General features: G+C 32.9%; 30 protein-coding genes and 2 pseudogenes. 8 read left to right on the plus strand and 24 right to left on the minus strand.

Features of this window, described 5'->3' with window-relative positions; genetic code table 11:
- Positions 1 to 67 precede the first annotated feature (67 nt).
- The 8 genes from CCZ01_RS00870 to CCZ01_RS00905 all read left to right on the plus strand — a co-directional run bounded on the left by CCZ01_RS00870 (position 68) and on the right by CCZ01_RS00905 (position 9043).
- The gene (locus CCZ01_RS00870; protein WP_181566256.1) at positions 68 to 1717 is read left to right on the plus strand and encodes a tetratricopeptide repeat protein; all 1650 of its coding nucleotides are present in this window, start codon (positions 68 to 70) and stop codon (positions 1715 to 1717) included.
- A gap of 26 nt (positions 1718 to 1743) precedes the next feature.
- Positions 1744 to 2436, plus strand: coding sequence for a 3-methyladenine DNA glycosylase (locus tag CCZ01_RS00875; protein WP_112051334.1), 693 nt, complete (start codon positions 1744 to 1746; stop codon positions 2434 to 2436).
- 17 nt (positions 2437 to 2453) lie between these two features.
- A complete protein-coding gene (locus CCZ01_RS00880) occupies positions 2454 to 3749 on the plus strand; it encodes a M20/M25/M40 family metallo-hydrolase (RefSeq protein ID WP_112051335.1) in 1296 nt (431 codons plus the stop codon).
- Positions 3750 to 3774: 25 nt separating this feature from the next.
- Entirely contained in the window at positions 3775 to 5871 is a 2097-nt protein-coding gene (locus CCZ01_RS00885; RefSeq protein ID WP_112051336.1) for a methyl-accepting chemotaxis protein, read from the plus strand.
- Positions 5872 to 6029: 158 nt separating this feature from the next.
- A complete protein-coding gene (locus CCZ01_RS00890) occupies positions 6030 to 7055 on the plus strand; it encodes a ribonucleotide-diphosphate reductase subunit beta (RefSeq protein WP_112051337.1) in 1026 nt (341 codons plus the stop codon).
- Positions 7045 to 7779 carry a carbon-nitrogen hydrolase family protein gene (locus tag CCZ01_RS00895; protein WP_181566263.1) on the plus strand — a complete coding sequence of 245 codons (735 nt, stop codon included), beginning with the start codon at positions 7045 to 7047 and terminating at the stop codon, positions 7777 to 7779. Before CCZ01_RS00890 ends, CCZ01_RS00895 begins: the two co-directional genes overlap by 11 nt.
- A complete protein-coding gene (locus tag CCZ01_RS00900) occupies positions 7772 to 8410 on the plus strand; it encodes a protein-L-isoaspartate(D-aspartate) O-methyltransferase (RefSeq protein WP_258436211.1) in 639 nt (212 codons plus the stop codon). The genes CCZ01_RS00895 and CCZ01_RS00900 overlap by 8 nt, the downstream gene beginning before the upstream one ends.
- A gap of 3 nt (positions 8411 to 8413) precedes the next feature.
- On the plus strand, positions 8414 to 9043 hold the full coding sequence (locus tag CCZ01_RS00905) for an HAD family hydrolase (protein WP_112051339.1): 630 nt from the start codon (positions 8414 to 8416) through the stop codon (positions 9041 to 9043).
- A gap of 646 nt (positions 9044 to 9689) precedes the next feature.
- Here CCZ01_RS00905 and CCZ01_RS00910 read toward each other — a convergent pair.
- The 24 genes and pseudogenes from CCZ01_RS00910 to CCZ01_RS01010 all read right to left on the minus strand — a co-directional run.
- On the minus strand, positions 9690 to 10031 hold the full coding sequence (locus CCZ01_RS00910) for a hypothetical protein (RefSeq protein ID WP_112051340.1): 342 nt from the start codon (positions 10029 to 10031) through the stop codon (positions 9690 to 9692).
- Between the two features lie 66 nt (positions 10032 to 10097).
- A complete protein-coding gene (locus tag CCZ01_RS00915) occupies positions 10098 to 11321 on the minus strand; it encodes a DUF5710 domain-containing protein (RefSeq protein ID WP_112051341.1) in 1224 nt (407 codons plus the stop codon).
- A gap of 11 nt (positions 11322 to 11332) precedes the next feature.
- Entirely contained in the window at positions 11333 to 11497 is a 165-nt protein-coding gene (locus CCZ01_RS10265; RefSeq protein ID WP_181566257.1) for a hypothetical protein, read from the minus strand.
- Between the two features lie 40 nt (positions 11498 to 11537).
- Positions 11538 to 12179 (minus strand): annotated as a pseudogene (locus CCZ01_RS00920) (SNF2-related protein); the annotation flags it as partial.
- A gap of 42 nt (positions 12180 to 12221) precedes the next feature.
- Positions 12222 to 12494 carry a hypothetical protein gene (locus CCZ01_RS00925; protein WP_112051343.1) on the minus strand — a complete coding sequence of 91 codons (273 nt, stop codon included), beginning with the start codon at positions 12492 to 12494 and terminating at the stop codon, positions 12222 to 12224.
- Between the two features lies 1 nt (position 12495).
- Positions 12496 to 13056 carry a P-loop NTPase family protein gene (locus CCZ01_RS00930; RefSeq protein ID WP_112051344.1) on the minus strand — a complete coding sequence of 187 codons (561 nt, stop codon included), beginning with the start codon at positions 13054 to 13056 and terminating at the stop codon, positions 12496 to 12498.
- Between the two features lie 77 nt (positions 13057 to 13133).
- Positions 13134 to 13475 carry a YopX family protein gene (locus CCZ01_RS00935; protein WP_112051345.1) on the minus strand — a complete coding sequence of 114 codons (342 nt, stop codon included), beginning with the start codon at positions 13473 to 13475 and terminating at the stop codon, positions 13134 to 13136.
- A gap of 120 nt (positions 13476 to 13595) precedes the next feature.
- Positions 13596 to 14150, minus strand: coding sequence for a portal protein (locus tag CCZ01_RS00940; protein ID WP_112051346.1), 555 nt, complete (start codon positions 14148 to 14150; stop codon positions 13596 to 13598).
- A complete protein-coding gene (locus tag CCZ01_RS10270) occupies positions 14147 to 14314 on the minus strand; it encodes a hypothetical protein (RefSeq protein ID WP_181566259.1) in 168 nt (55 codons plus the stop codon). The genes CCZ01_RS00940 and CCZ01_RS10270 overlap by 4 nt, the downstream gene beginning before the upstream one ends.
- Entirely contained in the window at positions 14311 to 14550 is a 240-nt protein-coding gene (locus CCZ01_RS00945; protein ID WP_112051347.1) for a hypothetical protein, read from the minus strand. Before CCZ01_RS00945 ends, CCZ01_RS10270 begins: the two co-directional genes overlap by 4 nt.
- A gap of 24 nt (positions 14551 to 14574) precedes the next feature.
- Positions 14575 to 15738, minus strand: coding sequence for a phosphoadenosine phosphosulfate reductase domain-containing protein (locus tag CCZ01_RS10975; RefSeq protein ID WP_112051348.1), 1164 nt, complete (start codon positions 15736 to 15738; stop codon positions 14575 to 14577).
- Between the two features lies 1 nt (position 15739).
- Positions 15740 to 16354 carry a hypothetical protein gene (locus CCZ01_RS00955; protein WP_112051349.1) on the minus strand — a complete coding sequence of 205 codons (615 nt, stop codon included), beginning with the start codon at positions 16352 to 16354 and terminating at the stop codon, positions 15740 to 15742.
- Positions 16354 to 17358 (minus strand): P-type DNA transfer ATPase VirB11, encoded by a 1005-nt coding sequence (virB11, locus tag CCZ01_RS00960; RefSeq protein ID WP_112051350.1) that lies wholly within the window; start codon positions 17356 to 17358, stop codon positions 16354 to 16356. Before virB11 ends, CCZ01_RS00955 begins: the two co-directional genes overlap by 1 nt.
- The gene (virB10, locus tag CCZ01_RS00965; protein ID WP_112051351.1) at positions 17339 to 18508 is read right to left on the minus strand and encodes a type IV secretion system protein VirB10; all 1170 of its coding nucleotides are present in this window, start codon (positions 18506 to 18508) and stop codon (positions 17339 to 17341) included. Before virB10 ends, virB11 begins: the two co-directional genes overlap by 20 nt.
- A gap of 58 nt (positions 18509 to 18566) precedes the next feature.
- Positions 18567 to 19463, minus strand: coding sequence for a P-type conjugative transfer protein VirB9 (virB9, locus tag CCZ01_RS00970; protein ID WP_112051352.1), 897 nt, complete (start codon positions 19461 to 19463; stop codon positions 18567 to 18569).
- Positions 19460 to 20122: a VirB8 family type IV secretion system protein gene (locus CCZ01_RS00975; protein WP_112051353.1), complete on the minus strand. Its 663-nt coding sequence runs from the start codon at positions 20120 to 20122 to the stop codon at positions 19460 to 19462. The genes virB9 and CCZ01_RS00975 overlap by 4 nt, the downstream gene beginning before the upstream one ends.
- Positions 20119 to 20316: a hypothetical protein gene (locus tag CCZ01_RS00980; RefSeq protein ID WP_112051354.1), complete on the minus strand. Its 198-nt coding sequence runs from the start codon at positions 20314 to 20316 to the stop codon at positions 20119 to 20121. The genes CCZ01_RS00975 and CCZ01_RS00980 overlap by 4 nt, the downstream gene beginning before the upstream one ends.
- Before the next feature lie 35 nt (positions 20317 to 20351).
- Positions 20352 to 20513, minus strand: coding sequence for a hypothetical protein (locus tag CCZ01_RS10285; protein ID WP_181566260.1), 162 nt, complete (start codon positions 20511 to 20513; stop codon positions 20352 to 20354).
- A complete protein-coding gene (locus tag CCZ01_RS00985) occupies positions 20503 to 21474 on the minus strand; it encodes a type IV secretion system protein (RefSeq protein ID WP_112051376.1) in 972 nt (323 codons plus the stop codon). The genes CCZ01_RS10285 and CCZ01_RS00985 overlap by 11 nt, the downstream gene beginning before the upstream one ends.
- A 2-nt stretch (positions 21475 to 21476) precedes the next feature.
- The gene (locus CCZ01_RS00990; protein WP_258436230.1) at positions 21477 to 22337 is read right to left on the minus strand and encodes a type IV secretion system protein; all 861 of its coding nucleotides are present in this window, start codon (positions 22335 to 22337) and stop codon (positions 21477 to 21479) included.
- Between the two features lie 9 nt (positions 22338 to 22346).
- The gene (locus tag CCZ01_RS00995; RefSeq protein WP_112051355.1) at positions 22347 to 22772 is read right to left on the minus strand and encodes a single-stranded DNA-binding protein; all 426 of its coding nucleotides are present in this window, start codon (positions 22770 to 22772) and stop codon (positions 22347 to 22349) included.
- On the minus strand, positions 22765 to 23343 hold the full coding sequence (locus CCZ01_RS01000) for a Rha family transcriptional regulator (RefSeq protein ID WP_112051356.1): 579 nt from the start codon (positions 23341 to 23343) through the stop codon (positions 22765 to 22767). The genes CCZ01_RS00995 and CCZ01_RS01000 overlap by 8 nt, the downstream gene beginning before the upstream one ends.
- A gap of 54 nt (positions 23344 to 23397) precedes the next feature.
- On the minus strand, positions 23398 to 23994 hold the full coding sequence (locus CCZ01_RS01005; protein ID WP_112051357.1) for a hypothetical protein: 597 nt from the start codon (positions 23992 to 23994) through the stop codon (positions 23398 to 23400).
- A 3-nt stretch (positions 23995 to 23997) separates the two neighbouring features.
- A pseudogene (locus tag CCZ01_RS01010) lies at positions 23998 to 26559 on the minus strand (VirB4 family type IV secretion/conjugal transfer ATPase); the annotation flags it as partial.
- Between the last annotated feature and the right edge of the window lie 94 nt (positions 26560 to 26653).

Genomic DNA, 26653 nt, shown 5'->3' on the forward strand with positions numbered 1-26653 from the left:
TTTACTTAAGTGAGATTGTAACACATTTTTTGATATAATAACAAAAATGAGGCGAGAGGGGGAAAATTTGGTACGAAGAGAATCATTGCAGAAATTATATGAGCAGGCGCTGGCGTATCATAGTGTGGGCGATTTGAATCGTTGTGTGAATTGTTGTGATGTGATTTTGAGTCAGGATGGGCAAGATCATGAGGTTTGGAATTTATCAGGTCTGGCACATTATGGTTTAGGGAATCTTCAAAAAGCTTTAACATACATTAATCAGGCCTTTTTAATATCTGGCTTTGAAACCTATCTAGTGAATATCGCAGAGCTTTTGCGTCGTAGTAATGAGAGTCAAAAGGCTTTGGAAATTTTGGAGAGCATTAAAAATCCAGCCACACCGAATCTACAATTTAATCTTGCACGTGTTTATCGCGATGTAGGTCGTAATGCCGATGCGGTGGTTTGTTATGAAAAGGTGCTTTTAAAAACACCCGATGATGCAGATGTATTGTTTAATCTCGCAAATGTTCTTGTTGAATCTGATGTAGAAAGGGCGATTAAACTTTATGAGCAAGCATTAAGGTTGGGTTTAAATGTGGCAGGTATGAATCTTGCAAGTTTGTATCTGAAGCGGGGAGATATTGAATCATCTTTAAAAATTTATAAGCAATTAGAACCCGTTGTCAACAAAGATGATCACTCTTTCTTTTTTAATTATGCAAATGCTTTAAGTAAGGCATCCATTCACTCTTCGTCTTATTTTAAGGAGGCAAAAAAATATTATAAAAAAGCTATTTCTTTCTCCTCTAATGTCCTGTATGCTCTTAATTATGCACATTTATTGTTGCGTTTTGGGGAAATAAAAGAGGGTTTTAAGCAATATGAAAAGCGGTTATCATTGAATGTTGTACCCCAGTCTTTAGCTACGTTAGAAGTTGCAAGCCGATTAGCTAAGCAAAGGATTGTTGTTTATGCAGAGCAAGGCTTAGGAGATACAATTATGTTTGCACGTTTTCTGATGCCTTTAAGAGAAGTTGCTTCTGAAGTGTTGGTGATTGTACAACCCGTACTATTACCGCTTTTTGAGCGGTATTTTAACCAAAGGGCACCCCACCTATGTCCTATAGCCTTTTGTTCTATTGTTCCTGATGAATTAAAAAAAAGAACATTTAAGAGAATTTCACTTTTATCCTTACCTTTTGCATTGAAAATGACTTCTAATGCAGAAATTCAGTCTTTAATCCCCCCAATTCTTGAGAAATCTTGTAAGAAAGTGGGAATTTTTTGGCGTAGTAATCAAGAAAATCCCTTATCAGAAGGAAAGAATTTGACACTTCCTGAATTGCTTGATGGGCTTTCTCCTCTGCTTTCAAAATGTGATTTTTATTCTTTGCAGGTTGGTATTGATATTGAAGAAAGAAATCTTTTAGAACAGTATAAAATTCCTGATTTAGGGAGTGGATTCAAGGATTTTGCAGAAACAAAAGAGGCACTTGAGGGAATGGATGCCGTGATTGGAATTGATACGTCAATCTTGCATTTAGCTGCAAGTTTTGGCGTTGAATCATTTGTTTTATTACCTTATTATTATGATTGGCGTTATGGTGCACAAGGGATTGAATCTCCTTTTTATGCACAGAGTTTACATTTATATCCACAAGAGTGTTTTGATAATTGGAAAAGCCCATTACAGCATTTGCAAAAGATATTGCTTCAAAAAATAGATTTTTAAGAATATTTGGAGTTTAGGGTTATATAATGCTACAGATGCGGAGGGTTAAAAGGCAGAACCCTTTGGAAGGGTTGGAGATTGGTGATAGCTTTGAGTTGCTTTGTGCCTTGAAAAATATTGGATATTTAAATGATAATTATCAAGGAGAGAGGGAGCTTTGGTGGACTCCTAGTGATTGTTTTGCCACAATTATTGAAGCAATTTTGGTGCAGAATAGCCGTTATGAAAAGGTAAAAATTGCTATGCAGAATCTTGGGTGCTTTGTGGAATCTCCAGAAGATTTTGTTTTGTTAGATGTGGACTCTCTAGCAGAAAGAATCTCGCCAGTTGGTTTTTACCACACGAAAGCAAAACGACTTTCAATGCTTTGTCGTTCTATTTTAGATGATTTTGGGGATTTTGAATCAATGAAGCAAGATTGTTCGCGTGAATGGTTGTTGCAACAAAAAGGAATTGGCTTTGAGACGGCTGATGCAATTTTATGTTATGCCTTCGGGCGTGATGTTATGGTGGCAGATCGCTATAGTTTTTTAGTTTTGCAAAGTTTGGGCTATGAAATGCAAAATTATGAGGAAATACAAGAATGGTTGCAACGGGGTATTTTTTGTCGTTTTAGCGAGGTACTTGATTTTTATGGTAAGGAGAATCTTTCTAAGCGATGGGTGTTTGCAAGGTTTCATGGTAAGATAGATGAGTTTGCAAAAGAGTATCAACTATAAACACTGAAAGGAAATAAATGTCTTTAGAGAAAAGTTATGGGTATCAACTTTTTTTGGAATTTTGTAAAATTCCTCATGCAAGTGGAAAAACCCAACAAATGAGGGAATGGTTAAAGAGATATGCTGACTCTATTTGTGTAGAGTGTGAGGAAGATGAAGCTGGGAATTTATTACTTTCTAAGGGAAAGCCAAAAATTTGTATTCAAGCACATTACGATATGGTGCATGTGGGAGATGCTGTGGAAGTATGCATTGAGGGTGAATATATCAAGGCAAAAAATAGTTCTTTAGGAGCGGATAATGGGGCGGCATTGTGCGTTGCTTTACACTTAATGAAAGAATTAGATCATTTTGAGATTTTGATTACAAATGATGAAGAAATTGGAATGATTGGTGCTAATCATTTGAAATTAAAGCCTAAATCAAATCAAATTGTGAATGTGGATAGTGAAATTTTGCGGGAAATCACGATTGGTTGTGCAGGTGGAGTTGATTTGTTGTTTAGCTTTCGTTCGTTACCACTTTTAGAGTTGGAGGAACAATTGGAAGTTTATGAAATTCAAACAAAAGGCTTTGTTGGCGGGCATAGTGGAGTGGATATTCATAAGGGTATACAAAATGCTATCGTAGAGCTTGCAAGGTTTCTTTATGAAAATGATTTACCAACTATAGCTATCGAGGGGGGCGAAAAACGCAATTCGATTGCGGTATCTGCAAAAGCAATTTTTCTTGCTTCAGAAATGCCTGAAGTGCCAGAGTATTTTGAGGTACACAAAGCAAATATTCAACCACACTACAAGAAAAACCTAAGAAAAGTGCTTGAATTCTTGACATTACCTGTTGTGAATGGCGTGCAACGAAAAAATAATGCTGATGAGGTAGTTTTATCTGCTAACATAGGGGTTGTTAATGAAGATAATGGGGATATTGTGATTCAGAGTATGTTAAGAGGCAATGCAACAGAGGAGTTGAAAAAATATCAAGAGAAATTAAGCAAATGGGCGAAAGGTTATGGGGCGGATGTGGAAAGTTTACATTTTTATCCTGCTTGGGAGGCAGAAAATAAGGAGGAACATTTATTGCAACAAACTAAAATCATCTATCAACAACATGGTATTACGCCTCAAATTGTTACAATCCATGCGGGGCTTGAATGTGGGATTCTTAAGAATGCGTTGGGGGTATCTGAAATTATCTCCATTGGTCCAAGTATTGAGTATCCACATTCAGTTCATGAGCGGATGAATATTGCTGATTTTTTAAGCTTTGAGACAATTTTAAAAGATTTGATTCAAAGTTTTCAGTTAACTTAGGATCTAAAAAGGAAGGAGTTAGCTTATGTTTAAGAATGTTTCGATTCAAACCAAGATTCAGGTTCCTATTTTATGTTTTGTGATAATGAGTATTTTAGCTGTGTGTTTGCATTATCTCTATACTTCTGCTGAAGCAAGTAGGAATTTTTATTTAATTGAGAAAGCAGCTTTACAGGAGAGAATTAATACGGCAACTGAAAGTGCGATGAGTATTGCTAATAGCGGTGTAATTGGTCTTGCACATATTAGTGAAATACGAACACTTATAAAGCAACAAGATAAGGAAATGCAATATGCATTTATTGTTGCCCTTGCTGAATTATTTAAGGTTCAAGAAAAACTGGATGCACATATTAAGTTATTTGATGCCCGGATGAATTTACTTGCCGATAGTTTGAATGAGGGTGGATCTCGTGTTGCTGATCAATTCGAACGTTCTGTGATAAATTCTTCTGTTAGTCAAGTTGTTTTGGGTGCAAATGATGAGGGTGTTCTTGTACGTGCTATTGCACCATTGATGGAAAAAAATCGTTTTGTGGGTGCAATTGAATTAAGCTTTCCTTTGCGGGTTGTGCTTGAACGTTTGAAAAGTAATCAAGATATTGATATTGTTTTTGGTGTTAAAACCTCTGCACTAAGTAATTATCCACAATTTCAACCCAAACAAACATTAGAGCAGGTTGCAATTTTTCAGAGTGCACCTTTTTTAAATGAAAAGCATTCTGAATTTGAAGAGGGGGTAAGTGTGGGAGAAGATTTTTTGATTACTTCTTTTAATCTCCATTCTTCTTCAGATATTATGGCATTTATCGGTTTGAAAAAAGAGCTTTTGACACAGAAATTGGATCTTGCACACGCTCCTTTATTTTCACAGATGATTATTACTATCGCACTGCTTTTTTTACTTTTTATAGCGATTTTTGTGGCAATGAAAATGGTTGTATTAAAACGTGTTGCACGTCTACAAGAAATTGCTGAAGAAATTAATCAAAGCGATACCCCAACAATTCAAATTCAAATCAATGCAAATGATGAAATTGGACGCGTGGCGATGAGTTTTAATCGTTTTGCAGAACGTATTGGAAATTTATTCCAACAAAGTAAGGAGACTCAAGAGAAACTTGAACGATCTTCAGCTGAAGTAAATCGGAATGCATCTAAGAATGAAATGGTTATTGCATTAAATGAATTAATGGTGATGGGGGTTGTAGAGAATGCACAAAATATCCAAAAGCATCTTGTAGAAAATATTGAAAGCATTACACAGATTAATCACTTGAATTTAAATAATGAATCTGTGGTAGAATCTATTGAACAACGTACTCAAGAGATGACACGCATTCTTGAACATATGATTAGTGAGATTTTGCGTACGCGTGATATTGCACATGACCTTGCAAAGAATATTGATGAAATCACTTCAGTGATGAATTTGATTAAAGATATTTCAGATCAAACAAACTTGCTTGCCTTAAATGCAGCTATTGAAGCTGCAAGAGCTGGAGAGCATGGAAGAGGTTTTGCAGTGGTGGCTGATGAAGTGAGAAAATTAGCTGAAAAAACACAGAAAGCGACAGATGAAGTCGCAGCACATATCAATATTTTAAAACAGAATTCTAGTGAGATGGTGGGTAATAGTGAAAGTATGGAACATCAGGTACAACAAACTTCAGATTCTCTTGGTAGCTTTAATGAAGTGCTAGAGCAGCTGGTTGGTAATGCAAATCTAATTAAAATCTCCAATGAAGTTGTAACCTATGAATTGTTTGCAAATCTTGCAAAGCTTGACCATATTGTTTTTAAGGCAAATGCTTATGCTGCCATCTTTACAAACCAATATAAAGAAGTAAGCGACCACCACAATTGTCGTTTAGGAAAATGGTGTGAGCAAGGTGAGGGTAAGCAGTACTTTAGCCATACGCCTTCTTATCCAAAGATTGAATCCCCTCATGCAAATGTGCATAGCAGCATTATACAAACCTTGTCTTATTTGAAAGAAGATAAGGATATTTTACAATATGCAAGTCAGGTTGTCGAGAATTTTAAGAATGCTGAAAAAAGTAGCTTAGAATTGTTTGAGGTTATTGAACATATGATTTCAGAAGCAAGACAAGGAAAGTAGTTAGCAGATATGACCCCACTTTTGTGATTATTTTTGATTCATTCCTTAGCTTGGTTGTGGTGGGGTTATTTACAGGGTTGACTGAAAACAAAGCAATATTCAAGTAAGTATAGTCTATAATTGCACTTTATTTAAAAAATCCAGAGGTATAAAATTCAATGCTACAGCGAAAAAAGATATATAATCCCCACTCTAATGAAACCGTGAATGAACGCAAAATATTTGGAGGTAATCCGACAAGTATTTTTGAGTTAAACAAAATTAAGTATCAGTGGGCATATAATCTTTGGAAAGTAATGCTTGCGAACTCTTGGTTTCCAGAAGAAGTAAATATGAATGCAGATAAAAAAGATTATAATAGTAATTTAACAACTTCAGAAAAGCTTGGCTATGACCGTGCATTAGCTCAGCTAATTTTTATGGATTCTTTACAAACAAACAACCTGATTGACAATATTAATCCTTATGTTACTAGCCCTGAAATTAATCTTGTTTTGGTGCGTCAAGCGTTTGAAGAGGCTTTGCATTCACAGAGCTATGCGGTAATGGTTGAATCTATCTCTGTTAATACCGATGAAATTTATGAAATGTGGCGTAAAGATATGATGCTGAAGAGTAAAAATGATTATATTGCCAATATTTATGAGCAGTTAGCAAAGAATCCCACGGATGAATCGATGCTCAAAGCAATGTTTGCTAATCAAATTTTGGAAGGAATCTATTTTTATTCCGGATTTGCATTTTTTTATACACTTGCACGTAGTGGAAAAATGTTGGGTAGTACGCAAATGATACGTTTTATTCAACGCGATGAGGTTACGCATTTGTTATTATTTCAAAATCTTATTAATTCTTTGCGCAAAGAGCGGTTGGATTTATTTACACCCCAATTAATCGAAGAGGTGGTCGAAATGTTCCGTGAGGCGGTGAAGATAGAGAGTGAATGGGGGGAGTATATTACGCAAGGGCAGATTCTAGGTTTAACAACAGAAATTATTGGCACTTATATTCAATATCTTGCAGATGAACGTATGCAGAAAGTGGGTTTACCTAAACTTTACAATGCAAAACATCCGATAAAATGGGTGGAGCAGTTCAGTAGCTTTAATGAGCAAAAGACAAATTTCTTTGAAGGAAAGGTAACAAATTACGCAAAAGGGAGTATTAATTTTGATGATTTCTAAACATTTGTATGCACTGCAATTTAAAACCCACCAAAGTTTTGAATACAATCTTAACCACTTCATTGCATTGGCGAGTCGTACGCCAGAGGGTTCTATTATTCTTGCACCTGAAGTTGCTTTAACGAATTTTTGCTATCAGCGTATGGAAGAAGCACACGAGTTTGGACGAAAGGCGACAGATACATTCTTAAAAATATCATCTCATCGTACTATTATCTTAACCCTTATAGAAAAACAAAGGCAGGGGTTTTATAATAATCTCAAGGTTTTTCATCAAGGGGAGTTGATCCATAAGCAATCTAAAAGTAAACTTTTTCCTTTAGGTGGGGAACATTTTCATTTTAAAGAGGGTAGTGAGGGCGAGATTCTCCCTTTTAAAATCGATGGAATTTCTTGTGGTGCGATTAATTGTTTTGAATTACGTTTTACGCATCTATGGAATCGTTTAAGGGGTGTAGATATTATTTTTGTTCCAGCACAATGGGCTTTACAAAGAAAACATCACTTTAAAAATCTAGGAATGGCTCTTGCAATCAGCAATCAATGTTTTGTCGTTTTAAGTAATGGGGCAAATGAGAAAATGGCAAAAAGTAGTGCGATTATATCGCCATTTGGGGAGATTCTTGCCAAAGATAATGATGCAGAATTGATTGGAAAGGAAGTGGATTTAGAGGAGGTTAAAGAGGTTCGTCAACATATCAATGTAGGATTATCGAGTGAATAATTTTATTAAAGCAACGCGTATGGTCGAGGAAATCCTTGTGCGTTTTCCTGTATCACCTGAAGTTGCAAAGGCGATGGCAAATGTGGATAGAGAACTTTTTATCTCAAGTGGTATGAAGAATGTTGCATTTAAGCTTGATGCCTTACCCCTAGCGGGTGATCAGTGGATTAGCTCTCCGCTAACGGTAGCAAAAATGACGCATTATTTGGAAACGCAGGGTGCAGATAGTGTTTTAGAGGTTGGATGTGGGAGTGGTTATCAAGCTGTTGTTTTGAGTTTTTTGATTCGCCGTGTTTTTAGTATTGAACGGATTGAAAAACTTTTATTGGAGGCAAGGCAACGCATTCGTTTGCTTGGAATCACAAATATCAATACGCGTTTTGAAGATGGGCAAAGGGGTTGGAGAGAATTTGCTCCTTATGATAGGATTTTATTTTCTGCTGCAGCCACGCGAATTCCTGAAGAATTAACCCGTCAACTTGCAGAAGGTGGAATTTTAATTGCTCCTATCGTACAGAACAATAAGCAAATTATTACGCGTTTTGAAAAACATAATGGTATTTTTAGGGAAGTTGCACAGCTTGAAGAATGTGTTTTTGTGCCTGTGCAAGATGGTTTAGTGCGGGGATAGTTTATGCTAGAATTTAGGGCAGTGATTTGGGATTTTGATGGTGTGATTTTAGATGCATTACCTGTAAGAACGGAGGCATTTTTATATGCGTTAAGAGAATATTCGCAAGAAGCGTTGGAAGAATTTAAGTGTTATCATTTGCAAAATGGTGGTATTTCAAGGTTTGTCAAGATTAGTCATTTTTTTGAAAAAATCATTAAGCAGCCTTGTCCAGAAACATTAAAGCAAAAAATTTTATCTGATTTTCATCGCGTTGTGCATGAAAGGCTTTTTGATTCTTCTTTATTGATTATAGATTCTATAAGCTACATTCAGGAACATTTTTCTCATTTGGAATTTTATATTGCTTCAGGGTCAGAGCAAGAGGAATTGCGTTCTTTATGTGACTTTTTACAGATTAGCCGTTATTTTAAGGGTATCTATGGTTCTCCTACCCCAAAGGTGCAGTGGGTGGAAAAGATTGTACAAAATTCTGTTTACGATACAAAGGAGTTTGTTTTAATTGGTGATAGTATGGGTGATTATGAAAGTGCACGCAGAAATCATATTAGTTTTTTGGGTTATAATAATCCCAATCTTAAATCTGTGGGGCAGTATATTTTGAGCTTTAATCCTCTTTGTTTTGCTGATTGATAAACTCTTAAGCAAGAAAATTCTTACTTCTAAAGTGAGAGGTGAGTCACTTGTTACCATTGAAATAATATTTTGCCTGATTGGTTAAAATCTTTTGCAATAAAAAAATTAAGCATTAACCAAAAGGGAGTATGTACTTAACTATTCCAATTATAAATTGGAAACACTGAGGCAATGATCGAGTTTCAAAGAAAATGGTACTTTGGATATTTGCTCATCCATATTCAAAGGGGTAGAGAGTGCAGTAAATCTACAAGGCGAATCGTTAGTCCCACAAGCACAAAAGACCGCATCTAAATTAGATGTTAGCCTACCTCCAAAGTCCATTCTACCACAAAAGAAGCTATAACACAAGAAGTATATGAGTAAAGAGAAAAAGAACTCATACGGGCAAGAAAAGAATATAAGGATTCTGTAGCTCCACAAAGAAGGCAACTCGAAAAAGACAGAAAAATACAATCGATTAATCAATGATGACACAGAACAAGCTTATTTAGATTTAGAAAAACTAGCAAACGAGAATGGATATTCTAGTCTTGAAGAGCTAGAGCTAAGCTTTTTAATTTCTGTATAACATTAGTTATTATTAATTACTAAAAGTAACTATTATATATTAATAGTTACTAATGTATGGCAGTATTAAAGATTATTCTAGAGTAAATCCTTTTTCCTTTTTCTCGTCTCTAAGCCTTTGCATTGTTTCCATCATACTTTCTTGCGGTTCGGATTTTCTATTGTTTGCTTTATGAGCATTTTCACAATCTAAAAATTCATTGCTAGGATTTCCATTTAAAGATTTTTCTAACTCTTTCGATGTTTTTTCACTATTTTTTGGAAACTTTTTCTTACATTCTGTAACTTTTGCTTCCAACTCCTTAGCATTTTTTGGATCAGAATAATATTCCACAGATTTTGGCTCACTAGAGCAAGCAGAAAATACACCAGCAATAATTGCACCTAATAAACCTAATTTAACCGCTTTTTTCATTTTTTTTACCTTTTTGTTAATTTAAAGTAACTATTATATATTATTGTTTATTAATATATACAAAAATTACCTTGTAATATCTTGTTCTTTGTATGCAATGTGATCAGATTTAAAGGTGTCAAGTTTTTTGTGAAAATCAGGCATACTTAGCTGTTTTTTCACTTCATCAAGACCTTTATTTAAATAAATATCATTAAAATCGCTCATTCCTTTTTCCGCTTCTTTGTTGGTGATTTGCGGGATGATGATTTTAATATCAGGGAATTTTTTTTGGATTTCCTTTGCAGTTTCTACTCCAATATTAGAAAGCCCTTGTAATTCTCTTTTTTTGTCATTGTCTGCTATTAAAGTGATAGGAGTGTTTTGAAATTTAGCTTTCAGAACTTCAACAATTTTTGGTAGGTTTCCAGCATCTACACCCATAATTACAGGTTTGTTGAGTGCTTTATAAATTGTTGCTGCAGTAGCAAAGCCTTCTGCTATAATAAATTCTTTGCAATACTCCAAATTTTTAGCTCCTACGATATGAAAACAACCTGATTTTTTCGCGGAATATTCTATACCCTGTTCTTTTTCATCTTTGGTTCTTATGATTCCGATAATTTTATCTCCATTGGGGAAGATTCTTTGGACTGACCATATCTTACCATTTTCGTCCTTGAGAGGAATAAGCAGAGACCCTCTATTATCTTGTTTAAGATAAAAATTTTCATTGAATCCTTTTTTGTTTAAGTATGGATGGTTAGAATATGCCCAGTGTGCATTTTGATATTCTTCTTCAATTTTAAGAGCAGTTTTTTCTTGCAATTCTAAAATTTCTTGTTCCTTATTTTTTGTAGGGGCTATAATTTTTTTTTGATTAAGAGCTTGATAATTAGTAATATCTTGTTTTAGCTCTAAAGGCATTTTCCAATTCTCTTTAATGCCTGTCTTAAAATTTTGAATAAAGCCTGCAGGATATTCATCTAAAAAACCACTATAAGCTCCGCTTTTTTCTCTACCCTTATCGGTAATAGTTTTTACTCTATGAATCTTTCCATCCATGATAGGTGAAGCATCAATAATTAATCCATGATTTTCTAAAGCATTTTTAAAAGCAGAAAGTATTTCTTGCTCATCAAATGAAAACGATTTTTTTTGTCTTGGATATAACCATTGCGAAAAAATATTTTTGTCTAACTTCTTTGGGGCAAACCATTTTTTTTCTTTATCGTCCCACATTGCTCCTAACAGTCTTGCTTTTTCTTTGTCTTTAAACGGAACATAAAGATAAATTCTTTTTTGTGGCATATTTTATCTTTTTATCTATTTAAAGATTGGGTTTTATCCACTGTAATTTCTTTATCAAATTGTTTTTTATTTAATTTTTTTTTGAAGAAATCATTCAGTTTTTGTTTAAAAAATGATGGTTGTTTTTTTTCATAGTCCTCTCTAGCTCTTGAGTAAGAATCAGCAAATGTTAACATTATTGAACCAATATCTTTATTGACTATTTCAGATAAATTTTTTAACAGCCTGAATATTTTTTTGAAATCTATCTTTTAAAGAACCAAGATAGACTTCATCATCACTTATAAAATCTAATTTTTCAGATTTGAAGCTTCTTCTTTCAAATCCATCATTTCTTGTTGTAGTCCCCAATATTGATTGTTGATTGTTTCCTCTTGCGTCTGTTTCTTGTCCTGATTCATCATCTCTTGAAACAAAGGAGAATAAATTTGTGGTTTTACTGCTATGAAATGATTGAGATTGATTTGCGCTTCTGCTAGTATCTCCATATCTGTGATTCCCTGTATTCTTTGCTGTTCCGCTTCCTTGCTCTCTAAAATTTCTAGTTCCATTTCCGCTTGTGGAAGTGCTAGTGTCATTAATTCTGACATTCCTAGAGCTTTGATTGTGTTGGGATAAATTTCCGCCCATCTCTCTAGTATTATTAGACTGTATTGTGGAATTTTCTTGTCTACCCAAAGTTGATGTATCTGATGAAATGCTATTTCGTTTAAGATCATTCGTAATCTCTCTATGTTTGGATAACTCTCTATTCTGTTGCTCATTTCGCCCTCCTGTAAATTCTAACTCTATAAAGTCAAATAGAGTCCGACCACCGTAAAGTTTTTCATCTTCAATTTGCTTTTTTGTTCTTCGCATTTATATCCTTGTAATTTTGTTTTTTGCAAGGATATTTTAACATTATTTTTCAAGAATGTTTAAAGCCCTAGCTTCTTTCAAAATTAACTTTCTTATATAAGAGCTACTCTCGCTACTCAAGTCTAATTCCATTAATTTTTTTAAGATGTTGTGTTCTTTTTGATTAAGCCTACACACTATTACATGTTCTCTCCTTAATTCTTTTTTTATTGATTTTCGCCCTGAAGAATTTTTTTTATCCGCCTTTCCATAAGTTTTTTGCAAGGTTGGATCAGAATTTAGAGCTTCAGCAATTGTAAAGGGTTTTTTCTCCATATCATTTCTCCTTTGTAATAAAACTTAAAAGCTTTTGGTATTCATTGAAAAAATTTGTGTAGCTTAATCTTGAAAGATTATTTTCATTATAGAGTTCTGTAAAAGAAGCTCCGCTACTTGTTGAATTTCTGATAATTTTTGAAAACTTAAAAAAGAAAAGATTCAAGTCTGTAAAATTACTATCAAGCGTTTCACAGATTTGATTTTTTTCTTTATCATCTCTGTAATCTGTAACTAGAATACAAACTTTATTACTATTGCCTATTTCGTTTAAAGTTTCTAATGTCCTCAGTAAAGAATTATAGTCGCTAGTGCAAGGAACAATAATGTAATCACTTTCTTTAACGATTTCCAATATACCCTTTTCTACAAAACCACCAAAATCATAAACGCAATTATCTATTTTTTTTGGAGTCAGTAAAATTTTTGCTTTTTGTGGATAAATCTGTTCTATAATAGAATTATCATTGCTTTGCAGGAAGTATCCCAAATCTTTAGCAATTGAAAAAGCAAAAGGAGTTTTACCAACACCACCTTTTTTGTTTATAACAGATATAATCATCACATTGTCCTTTTGTATTAATTAATAGTAACTATTATATACTATTAATTATTAATATATATTAAAAGTTAATTAAATTAACTTTTATCATGAATATTACCTATTACTTCAACACAAAAAGAATCTTGCTGTGTATAAATAAAAAGATTTTCAACTATCTCTTGTGTTTTTGTATCTAAGACATAGAAACAGTTATACTTAAAAGCAACGACAAAAGGGAATGTATCACAACTTATAATATCCCCTTCATAAATCTTTTTGCCATTCTTATCGTAAAACCCTGTCCAGAGTTCAATTTCTAACCTGTCATCGTTTATCGGAATGAGATTGACTTTACCTCTTTCAAATTCTACATGCATTTCCATAAAGGCATTTGCTTCTTTATTCCATATTCTATAATCAAAATCTTTTAGTTTCATTTGTGCCTCATTTGTTAATTAATAGTAACTATTATATATTATTAATTAATAACTATATATTAAAATTAATTTTAATTAACTAATGTTGCTCTGTTTCGTGGATGTTGCCGATTTATTACACTAGCATCTTTGTGGAAACTCCTTTGTATTGTAGATATTCTCTGCAAAGTTATTACTATGAGATTTTAAGGAAGTAGGGTCAAATAGGAATGATTCTGTCGGAATATGCTTTAAAAACACTTCTCGCAACTTCACGCCTACAGAATCTTCTTCTTCTAACTCACGAATACAAACCTCCCAAACACCTAAACCTAAAAGTAAATCTATATCACAATCGTGTTTTTCTAGTGAATACTCTTCGGTATCTGTGATGCTTTTGAGCAAATCGCTCATCAAACTTGCAGTATTTTTGTCCTCCTGTTTGCGTGGAACGACTTTAATATCCTGCTTTCCTGCCAACTTAAAACCTATGATTTTATTTCCAATTTTGTAATAAATATTTTCAAAAATAGGCGGTTGCCCTCTTTCTTTCAAGACACTTAGAACATCATCTGGAAGTTGTTTTCCATTATAATAATCCTTGTGCATTTTGAATTCTTCTAAAAATTCTTGATTGCTTTCTTTTGCTTCGTTGTATAAGAATTCTATTCTTTCTTGTGTGATAAGTGTTTTCATTTTTTACCTTTTTCAAAAAATTGCCTAAAATGAATATTTTTTACAATTTTAATTATTTTAAAAAGTGAATGATTTGCACTCTTCAACTCTGATTTCAAAGTAACTACCTCTGATTCTAGCCTATTAATTTGTGCTTTTAATTCTCTGAATTCTGTTTCGTTCATTTTACGCACTCCTTCAATCTTGCTTCCAAAATAGCGTAGTAATTTGCTAATTCCTGTGCACTTTTAAAATCTCTTTTTGCTTTTGGTTTTGGTGGAAGTTCAACATTGCATTTTACTGGCACTTTTACTTCTACAAATTCCACTTTTGTAATGACTTCTGGCTGTTTAGCACAACCTATAAGGAAAAAAACTGCAAACAAATATAAAGCTACACATAACACGATTTCTATCTTCATTACTCACACTCCTTAATCATTTTCTTATTTGCAAAAACAGACATCTTCATACTCCATCTCGTCATATTCAGCAAACAATGGCTTTCCTTCTTGTTTGAATTCCTGCTCATATTCAACAAGACTTTTTCCTATTTTTAGTGTCTTATTCAGACAATTCAATTCCATTGCCTTAGCTTCTAATTGCTTTGCTTTTTCCCAATACTTTGGATAATGAAAAAACAAACTCCTTAAGCTTTGCTTATTTTGCTTAGGACACATATAGCAACCTGTCCGCTGAAAATGCTCGTAAAGCGGATTAGCAATGCCTCTTTTTTTCAAAAAGTCTCCACATTCTTGCTCATTCCAACCCCACTCATTCAAAGGATAAACTGCTCTTGCATAATCAAGGCTAGACACTCTACCTTTTTGCACTTCATTAGCGGTATAGCCTATTAACATTTGTGTTGAGAATCTCTTCTTACTTAAGTTCAAAACAAATTCTCTGATTGGCTTGATTTTTGCCTCTCTTGTGCAATAATCTACACCTAAAGTTCTTGGGAATCCTCTTTTTCTACCTTCGTATTTTCCACGAATAATCGGTTTTTCAAACGCCCATTTTTCAATGATATGGCTTGAATCTAAAATGACAAGATTTGTAGAAAAATTTGTTTTCAGATAATCCTTAATTTTTTGGATATACTCAATCATCTCATCAAATTCAAAGCCTGTATCACAAAAAATAGCCGATTGCAAAGAATAACCCTTCTCCAAATAAGCCACAACCATACCTACACCTTTACCGCTTCTTGTAGGAGCTCCTAACGCTACAAATTGCTGACCCCCAAATCTTAAGAATTTGCCTTTATATTTTCCGATGATAATGCCTCTATCATTAAATAACTTCATTTGCTTAATCTCGTTATTATTGGCAAATCTAGCTTCACCAAATTGCGATTTTTTAGTTTTTAAAATTAACACTAAAGCAGTAAGAGCAATCAAACAAATTCCAAATGTAATACCTAAAGAAAGCCATATTTTTGGGTAACCATTACTAATTGCTTGAAAAGTAAAATTAATGTTGTAAATTTCTAGAGCTTGTGCTATTTTTACTTTATTCAAAAAGAAAAACAGAATAGGGGTGAGCAAGTATGTAAGAATTATGCTTGCTATAATAAGGAAAATAATTTGAATACTTTTATTATTTTGCATTTTACCTCTCCAAATTTTTATTATTTGCATTATTTTTGGTATTAAACTCTTCTAGTTTTGTTTTAAAATCACTTACGGATTTATTTTGTTGTGCTTCTTGTGCGTAATACTCTTCAACCTTTGGATTCTTGAATTCCATTTGTTTATTAAGATTCCTATCAGAATAAAAGGTTATAATTATTTCATCAGAGGGGGATAGTGGCGGTTGTGACCCTCCCCTTTGATAAGATTTTGTTAGTCTCTCCAAATAACCACCTGTTATCTTATCAGTAATAGCTCTAAATCTAATTCCTTTATTATTTTCCCATTCGTAAATTTTCGCTTCCTTTTCATCTATAAAAGGCTCTTTAAACACTTTTAAATATTCTCTTATAGAATTCCCAAGACTTAAAAGCTCTTCTAGTGTGATTTGTCCCTCACTATTTTTTTCTAAATGCAGTTTGATATGCTTTGCACCTAAACCTATATCTCTTTTGATGTTATGGTAACCTTTCACATAATGAATTACATAATCAATGATTGCATTTTCAATAGCCTCTAATTCTGCATTGATAGGTGTAGAGTTCTTATCATTAAAAGTTACATTATAGATGCCTCTTTTTTCTTTATTACTCATTAAAGCCCCTTTTTGATATTCTCGATTTCTTTAAAATAAATACCACTGATACGTCTTTTTCCGTGATGGGCATGGATATGCACAACAATATCTATTAAATCCTTAAGAGTTTTTTGGATGATTTCAAAAGGTACACATTGCCCTTGTGGATTCTGCAAAGTCATTAAAGCAAGTCGTGTAAATGTTTCTTCAGGGCTTCCTGCATGGCAACTTGTAATGCTACCTCCATGACCACTTGCTAAAACATTGATAAAATCATAAGTTTCAGCACCCCTAAGCTCTGCTAATAAAATCCTATCGGGCTTCATTCTTAAACAAGATTTTAAAAGCGTTGCAGAATTTAAAAAATCTGTGCTTTTTGCTTCAGAAGGATAGAATAATTGCACGAAGTTTTTGTGTTCATAGAATTTAATCTCCTCAACATCTTCAATAGTAATAATCCTATCTTCAAGGCTTATAAAATCAATCAGAGTTTTCATAAAGGTAGTTTTTCCGCTACCTGTTTCACCAGCAATAATGATATTCTTGCCAAACCTAACAGCCATAGAAATAAAACTTTGGTATTCTTTTGCTTTATAAAGCTTAATTAATTCCTCATCGTTTGGTTTCATTTCATTGGAATTAGGATTTAAATCTTCAAAAAGACCATTTTTAACATGATCTTCCATTTTAAAGCGAGTTTTACTAGGTTTTCTAATGGTAATAGAAATATGTTCATTTTTTGTAGCAGGGGGAATGACAATTTGCATACGCTCTCCACCTACCAAAATACAGCTAAGAATTGGGCGAGATACATCAATCTTATCTTTTTTAAAGGCAGCAGCTGCAGTTGCAAAATGGTTTGTTCTTTCAAAATCAAGTTCAGTAGTTACAGATTGCCAAAGTCCTTTGGAATTTTGTATCCAAATTTTATCATCCCCGTTGTAGCAGATTTCATTAATGCTATCATCTCTTAAAAATTCCCCAAAATATTGCTGTGCATATTTATCTAATGTGATTGACATTCTTTTTCCTTGTAAGTTTATAAACTTTTGAAAAATCAATATCTTTATTAACATAAACACCGACTAAATCACCATAATTTTTGTAAAGTGTAGGTTTTATATCAATCATTTTTTTTAAAACAGTACTCGCAATTTCATTAGTATTGTCTCTTGTATTTTCGCTATAATTGTAATAGTTGTTGCCACTACCATTATTCTTGTTTAATTGATCGGCTAAAATAGCCATTCCATCATCAATCATTGAAAGTAAAATAGCAGAGCCAAAACGTTTAAGATAATGATGATCTACCCAGCCGGGCATACCACTAGCTCCTAGCTCATCAGTAGCACCTGAATGCACAGGAATAATAATATTATTAGGTGTTCTAATTTCCTGCCAAATTACAAAAAGCCTATCCATTCCATCATCAATTTGACCTGCATTAAATGTTCCTGTAATTGTGCTACCCTTTTCAATCAAAAGTGTATTGCCATTTGCGGAATATACATCATTTGAAACAGTGCAAGCAATACCGCCTTTAATGGAACTTATCAGTTTTGTTTTTAAGGCGCAACCTATATAAGTGCCTTTAGGAAGGAGTAAGTTTTGATCAAATTCACTCAATTTTGCAATTGTTGGCGTAAAAACTTCTCCTATAAAATCTCCCCCACTTTGCAGGCTATTAGATTTTTGTAAAACACCAGCACCATTCTGTCCAAACTCAAATAATGTATTTTGTTTTTCTCCAAATTCCATACCAGCTTTAGTCCCATCTCCAAAATTCCCGCTACTTGATGAAGTAACAATAGTTGCTCCAATGCCTTTAACAATTCTAGGTTTTGGGAGTTTTGGTTCAAAAATGGGCATTTCTGTCTGCTTTGGTTTTGGTGCTATGAGTTCATCAAATGTTTTTTGTGGAGGAGGTGGGGCAAATTCTTTTTGTTTTATGTTTTGTGCCATATTGTTGTCTTCTTTTGGTGTTTCTTCAATAACATTACTCCTGCTAAAAAAGGAATTCACAAAATAAACCATTAACACAATGAGCAATAAAGCACCAACAGCAAAGATACCATAACCCTGTATTTTTTTAAGATAATCTTTTTGGCTATTTAATTCTGTTGTATGATTTTGTAAATCGTTGTTTAAAGCATCTTGTTCTTTATTATGCATATTCTCTATTTCCTTACTATTTTTGTGCTAAATGATAATTCTGCTGGTGCTATTCTTATCATTTCTTGCCTTTTTTATTAACTTCTCTTTGAATATTCTCATTAGAAGTTTCCCTTGTTTTGCGTAATGGATTTTTTGCATATCCTTTATTGAAAATTCCAACAACCTTATCTCCACTTCTTAAAAGAATTTGTTTAGCAGTTTTTTGAATCACTAAAACATCATAATTGCCATCTTTTTTGATGTGTGTATTTAAGATACTTTCTTTGCCATTTTCATATATAAAAACTGCAGGGAATGTTTTAGTATTATCAAATCCAAGATAAGTAAAAACGCCATCATCATAGGCAAAATTTGGGCTTATATCCTCACTGCCTTTATTGACTTTCATATAAAAATCCCAATTTCTAGGAATGGTATTTTTATTTAAATCGGTTCGGATACTTTCTTGCTCTTGCACCTCAGATAATTCTTTAGCTACTTCATAATCTTTTTTCGGATATGAAAAACTAAGTTTGTAAGTGGTGTTACTGTTTTTGGTAACAAGCTTCAAATCGAATACATAAGCATTTAAGTTTGTGGTTACAATTAGGTTAGTTTTCCAATCATTTGGATTAGGATCTAACACAAATTCTTGCGAAGATTGACTTTTCCCCATGCTGTTTTCATCTTGGTGAACAAGTTTTGTTTGATAAGCTTTGGGTTTGATAAATAAAAGATTATCTTTTTCTGTTAAATCCCAACCCTCTGCAAAACCTGTAGCGGTATTAATAATTCTCTCATCAATACCAAATTCCAACACACTTACATATCCATTTTTAGCATTTACTTGAAAAACATCATTGGCGTTATAGACTGCATACGCAATTCTTTTGTCGTATATGGAAGTTTTTGGAATATTTAAAGCCCATACAAAACTACTTAAAAGTAAGCTAATTAGAATTATTTTTTTCATCTTTCCACTTCGTCATCAACTCGATATGTTAAAACTTTAAAACCGAGAGGATTTAAAATTCTGTTTTCCTCACTAGCTTTTGCTAAGATATAGTCATAACTTAGTGTAATGACTTTTGTGGCCTGTGTTATTCCTCTTGTATTGAGATTCTTTGTAGCAATGATTGCTCTAATGGTTGAAGTTTTAACGCCATTGCTTTCCCCCAAAACAATGCTTAAAATTTGCACACTCACTTCATTAGAATTTTTTAGGATTTGATCTCTTGCGTTATCTCCTTCATACCAAGCCCTATATTCATTTGCAACCTTTTCAGAACTCATTAATTGAGTGAGCAAATAATCTTGATTCAAAAGCTCATAGTAATATCCCTCTCTAGCCTTAATATAAGTCCCAATAAAATATTTATCCAAAGCTTCATTTTTTGTAATTTCTTTCTCATCAAGTATGGTTAAAATATCAACCATTCCTGTGGTGTTGTCTACTCTTATTACATAAGGCTCTATGGTTTTTAAAGGAGTGAGTAAAACAACAGCAACAATAGAAAGAATCGCTATAAAAATAGAGATAAAAGCAACAAGCCACGCTCTTTTATTGCTTGTTTCAATCAAATATCTAAAGCTTGCTTCATAATCTAAAGCGGTATTAAAATCACTCCTCATCGTTCTTTTTCCTGATTAAGAGATTTACCAATAGCTTTTTCTTGCTTTTTGAAAAAGCTATTAAACTTATCCATAAAGTGAGATTGTTTTTTATCCTCTTTTGCTAACTCTCCTTGCTCCACTTGCTTAATCTTGTCTTCTAGGCTAATCCAACCTTGTTTTTCAAGCTCTTTACCCAAATCATCTTTTGACATATTTATCCTTTCTGTATCAATTAATAACCCTAATATTATTTAGAATCATTAGATTCCTTTGCAGCTTGATTAAAATCTGCGTTAATAGGCTTCCAATCTTTTTGACTATTAAAAAGCTCATCATATTTGCCTTGATGAGTGCTACAAGCACTCAAGAAAACACCAAACATAAACATAAAAATAAAATTACGCTTCATTTCTCATCCTCTCATACATTCTTTTTGCACCACTATATGCGGCTCTACCAGCTGCTTTTCCACCAGCCATTGCTGCACTTGTAGTTTTACCAGCAGCCCATCCTGTAGGTTTTGCAGCTAATTGACCAATAGGAGTTAATTTGCTACTTATTGCCCCACCCATTACCCCATCCATTGATACATTTGCGACTTTTTCAGCAAAAGCTTTTGTTGCTAAAATCATAATTGCTAAAATCAAAGAGGAGATTACATAGAAAATACCTGTTGCTAACACTTCACTTCCAGTTTTTGTGTGTTGGGATAATGAAATTGTCCAGCTATCCAATTCAGTCATAAAAGTTTTTAAGAACAAACCTACAAGTAAAATCACCAAAGTATTAGAGAGCAAAAGTCCAATCCATTGTGTAAAAACATTCTTTGTAGATTTAAAAATTAAAAGCCAAAACACAATAGGAGCAGAAATTACAAGCATTGTTTGTGTAAATGTTGTAACCACTAAAATCGCTAATGTGGGAATGATAGCGACTAAAAATCCAATATAGCAAAGTAGCATTGCGGCAACTGCCATAATAATTTCTAAACCACTTGATTTATCCCAAATTGAATTTGCTAATTTTATGGTATTTGCAAACATAACATCTAAGTTTTTATACATTTGCGCACCACCACCAGCCCACTCATAAATTCCATCCATTGCAGAAATTGCTAAATCTAACCAACCTCCAAGATTTAATGCAAAAGTAATTGCGAGAAGTTTTCCTGCTATATCCCAAGTAAGCTCTCTAATAGGGCTTTGGCTTCTACCTGCTAAGACTTCAAAGCCTTTATGCATAATTACAAGCGTAATAATGATAGAGAATAAAACGCTAAGTTCTGCGACTTTATCACTTGCGCCGACTTGTCTGATTGTATCAATGATTTGTTGGATGCTTTTGCCTAAGGTTTGAAATAAATTATTCATCATTACCAGCTTAATTTGGATTCTTGTTTGGCTTTTTCCATAAGCTCTTGCGTATTGCTAAATTCATAGTTAAACGACTTAGAATATTTTTGTTTTGCAATATCTTTTTGAATGTTTCTTTGGTTTTCATAACTAGCATTTGCTAAATCTAATTGATTTTTGACCATTTGGACTTTTGCGACTTCTAGCTGAATCGCATTACCAATATCTGCACTTTCTTTGATGTCTTTTGTATTAACCAATTTATCTTGTAATTTTTGAAGTGTTTCACTAATTGTATCCATTTGTACTGAAGCTTGATTATACGTTTCTACTTGAGCAGCATAGGTGATTAAATCCACTTTGCAAATATTTTTCTCTTCTTGCGTCATATAATCAAAATTACATCTATCAAAGCTCGTGTATTTGTTAAAAATTTCACTGCCTTTTTGGCTTAAAAATTGTTCTGGATTTCTTAATACATCGTTATAAAAAGATTGTATATTTTTTCCAGATTCAGCAAAATCATAATAAATTTGTTCAATATCTTTCATAAAGGCAACAGAATCTCTTACGCCTGTTTTTGAAAGTAATTCATCTTTATAAGCTTGGATTTGTTTTTGATAATGTGCTACAGTTTCTAACCACCTTAAAGCTTCTTTAGCCCATTCCATTATTTGTTGAATGTTGTGTGCCATCATTTGTGTATTTGCAGTAATATCTACAACAGGAATTCCAGTACTAAATGTAATATTAGAAAATAGGAATAAACTAAAAAGTGATGCTGTGAGTTTTTTAGTATAACTGCGGTTAAGACTCATTTTTTCCCTACTTGTTGGGGCATAATGGATTTTCCTTGTGGCTAAAAATTTCAAACTTCTCATAAATATCTCCTAAAATGGAATTTCTTCAGATTCTATATTGATTGTTGGGTGTTCGTATTCAACACGCGGTTCTTTTGGTGGCTCTTGTGTGATTTGTGGTGTATCTTTACTATCCTTTTTGCCTAGCCAATAGAATTTAGAAACAATCACACTTAGTATTGTTCTAGTGTTTCCTGCTTCATCAAGATATTTACTAGAGGATAATTCTCCACTGCACGCAAATTGAGAACCTTTTTTGATATGTGTAGAAGCACTTTCGGCACTCTTACCAAACAACACAATAGGAATCCAAGTTGTGCTACTCTCATCATTACCTTTTTCATTTTTCCACCTTTTAGTAATGGCAAGAGAATTTTTTGCATAAAGCTTTCCACTGTTTGTGTTACCTATTTCAAAATCCTTGCCTAAATAGCCGATTAAATTGACATTATTCATTGTTAAACTCCTTTTGATTTGAGGTTGGATCTTTTGGTGTGCGGTTATCTACAAGATAATCCAAAGAAAAAACATTTTTAGATTCTTTGGAATAAGGATTTTTAGTAATAATCACACTAACCTTGTAGTCATCATGTGGCAAGTTTGGGGAGATAAGATTCATTAAATCCATTAAGTATTTACTAGGATTGGCAATCTTTTGTTGTAAGAGCTTTTCCATTTGATTAAAAGCATCAATGAATTGAACTTGCCATTTTAATGCCTTAGCTCCTGTAAGACCCATAGTAATTAGTGAAAAGCCATCTCTGTTTAATTGGTAGTAGCGATATTTTGTAATACCCTTAAAGCCTTCTATTTTACGATGTTCGTATGATTCCTTAAAATTAAGAATATATTGGTTCTCGCCTATTTTGCGTAGATTTTTTATTTTATTATCTATTATAGATAATACATTATCGTGTCTTCTCCCAAATACTCTTGCTATATCTAAGCTTGTGCAGAAGACTTGGTTGTCCTTATTTTTAAAACTAATCTTTTGATTATTGATATTAACAATGTTTGTGTTACACATCTTTTAAACTCCCTCTTTTTAGTTTGTGTTCAGGATATATCAAATCTCTTTCACTCATTGTCTCTCCTTGTCTTGAGAGTTATTTTGTTGTATATTCTTTTTATTTGTAAATTCTTTGAATTTCTCTATAAAGTCTATTTGTTTGGAATCTTTAGAATCTTTTGTGAGATTCTGATTCGTTTGTGGTATAATTTGGGAAGTAGTTTCTGAAAGTGTATTTACACCAGATGATTTATCATCACCGCCCATCTGAGCATCTTGACTTAGAGTGTGAAGGGAGTGGACGGCTTCACCAGAAACTGCTCTATTAATAAAACGATTAAAGTTTCGCTTATCTTGCTTGTTAGTATGATAAATAACATTTGTTCCTTTATCATTCCTAATTCCTATATCACCCATTTTTTTATTATTAATTTCTAATGTTTGTTTTGCAACTATAAAATCTTTTTGACTTTTAGCTTTTGGATTATTTATAATCAAATCGGGTTCTTTGACTACATTATTTATCACTTCCCCAACCTCTCTCATATCTTTAAACATTTCAGGGTGTCTTTCATAAAGTCTTTTTAAATCAGCAATAGCCTCCTTATCTCCTAAAAGTTCTGATAATTTCTCACAAAGATTAAAAATTTCTAATTCTTTATCATTCATTGGTTACTCATTCCTATAAAATTCTTTAAGCTCTGCGACTTTTTCATCAAGGCTTTTATCTTCTTGGGCAAAGATTTTTTCTATGATATCTATATAAGTTGTTCCAGTGGATAAGATTTTTAGATTCTCATTGCCTAAAGAGCTTAAATCTAAAGTGCAGATAGCTTTTTCGTCTTGTCTTTTGACTAAGAATTGTCTTTTTGCAGGATCAAATCCTTTAATAATCATATATTCGTCATAGCTTAGACCAACACCATCAACATATTCCTCATCTTTAGCTTTTGGATTTGGTAGAAAAACCATTGTCGCAGATTGTTCAATGAGTGTTTTTGCATTTTTGAGTTTTAAAAAGTCTTCTAAGCTTTGTGAAGCAAGCCTTAAAAAGCCATTTTGCTTTCTAATGGTTTTAAATTTGTTTTTGACTTCTTCTTGCACAATTTCATTTTCCAGCCACTTCCAAGCCTCATCAATATCAATACAAAGCCTTCTACCATCAGTTAAGCTCATTACACGCCAAAGAATGTAATAACTTAGAATTCCTGATACATCTTTATCATCTAAAAATTCAGTCCCATCAATCCCAAAAAGATTAATATCATCAGGAAAATCTAAATTATCAAATTCATTATCAAATACCCAGCCAAATTGCTTACCTCTTTTAAAAAGTGCTAGTCTTGATTTAAGAGAATTATCATCATCAACATTTTCTGTTAGGTTTTCTAGTAATAATGAAATAGGGAATTTTCTCTCCTCTTTATCAAAGCCCTTCATAATGGAATTTACTGCATTATTAAGCATTTCTTCTTCTCTAGTTGTTAGAATCTCATTATTTCTAGTAACTAAAAGCTTCATTAAGGATTGTAGTTGTCTTATGTTTTCTTGTGTGGTTTCAACCATGAAAGGATTAAATCCTGTTGGCTTACCATTTTCAATACTAATATATCTACCACCAGCACAAAGAATGTTGCCCAAAGCTCCTTTGTCTTTATCTAAATAAACCGCTGTAAATTTTCTATTTTTTTCAGGAACATCATCAGGGAAAGTGTCTTTATTTGCATATTTCATCATTTGATTAACAATAAAATTCATAAAGACTGTTTTACCGCCACCGCTTTGCCCTAAAATTAAAGTATTTGCCAAAAAGAAGTCGCCAAAGTCATTTTTACTTGCACCTGAACTCTGGTGGAAATTGAAATAATAAGGTTGTTTGTTTGGTGTTTTTAAAATCGTAACTGCATCTCCCCAGCAGTTTTTATTTCTTTTACCCATTGCAAAATTGTGTAAAGCAATTAAAGAAGAGTAATTAAGGCTAGAGATTAGATTAATGCGTGGGCGTATGGCAAAGTTTGTTGGCAATTGTGAAAAGAAAGTAGCAGGAAGTGCTATTGTTGCTAAAATTACACCAAATCCTAACTCATTCATTCTTGTAATAACTTCATTTGCATTATTTTTGCATTCTTCTAAGGTGTTCCCATAAACAAGAATTGAAAAATGATATTTACCAAAGGAAATCTCTCCATTTGTAAGTTGATCTAATGCGTCATCAATCTGTGCCACTTGGGAAAATCCATCATCTTCAGTTGCAATAAGTTGTTTTTTCTGCTTAGAAATTGCAGATTTAGCATCTATTTTAGAAATTGGTGAAAAGCTTTGTGTGATGATATATTCAATATCTAAATACATTAAAACATTTAAAATTCCAGCAAAAGTTTCGCTGGTGTAATCTTTAATTTCAATACAACGAGCAAATCTTTTTTCTCCATGATTACTGTTGAGCTGGATTGTTTCGTGTCCAAATTGTATATTTTGTAAATTGCCATTTAGATATTGATCTATTGGAGCTGATAATACTCTCACAGGATTAAATTTACCACCAATTAAATAATTGTAAAATTCTAGTTGGTAAGAGTATATTTTATTATTTTTTAAATAGGTTTTTAGCCTTTTTGGACTAAAATCTTTAAGGTTTGATTCTAGCCTATCTGTAAATTCGCCAAATTTCATTAGAAATAGGCTAATCATCTTTCTTTTACTCTCAAAAGAGCTTTTCATAAAAGCTGTTTTTTCTATTTTGACCTTTAGGGGATCAAAAATTAAAGTGAGATACAAAGCATTTTTTCTTAATATCCCTTGTTTGAAAGATTCATAATACTTTCTATCAATCTCCTCTAAAAAAGCATTATTAAATTTTGAAGTGAGCCTATCTTCAATGGAGTATCTACAATTATGAAAATAAAAGCTCACAGGCTCATTAGCAAAAGATTTAAATAACATATTCAAAAGATCATTTTTTGTATCTAACTCATCGTCTTCTTCTGCCTCAAAGTTAATGCCTTTAATTTCCCAAGTTGAGATTAAAAAATAATTTTTTGTAATTACCACAGAATCACTAATTAAAGACGAAAAGGGAATAAGTTTTTCAAAACTAGGTTCTGCTTTAAGCCCAAAAACAGAGATTTTTGGAAAATCTGAATTTTTAGGCATTTCTCTATAGGAATTTGCACTATAAGTTTTAACCTTATAGTAATTATTAGAAGCAGGATTAGAAAAAAATCGCATTTTTAAGACTCGAGAAAGAAAGCATTTTAAGGCAACAAGAAAGGGAAAAAGAGGAAAAAATCTTTGCTGAAAATCTTATCTTATCTCATCAAAAGATAAT

The organism is Helicobacter monodelphidis, assembly GCF_003288845.1.
Classification (GTDB): Bacteria; Campylobacterota; Campylobacteria; order Campylobacterales; family Helicobacteraceae; genus NHYN01.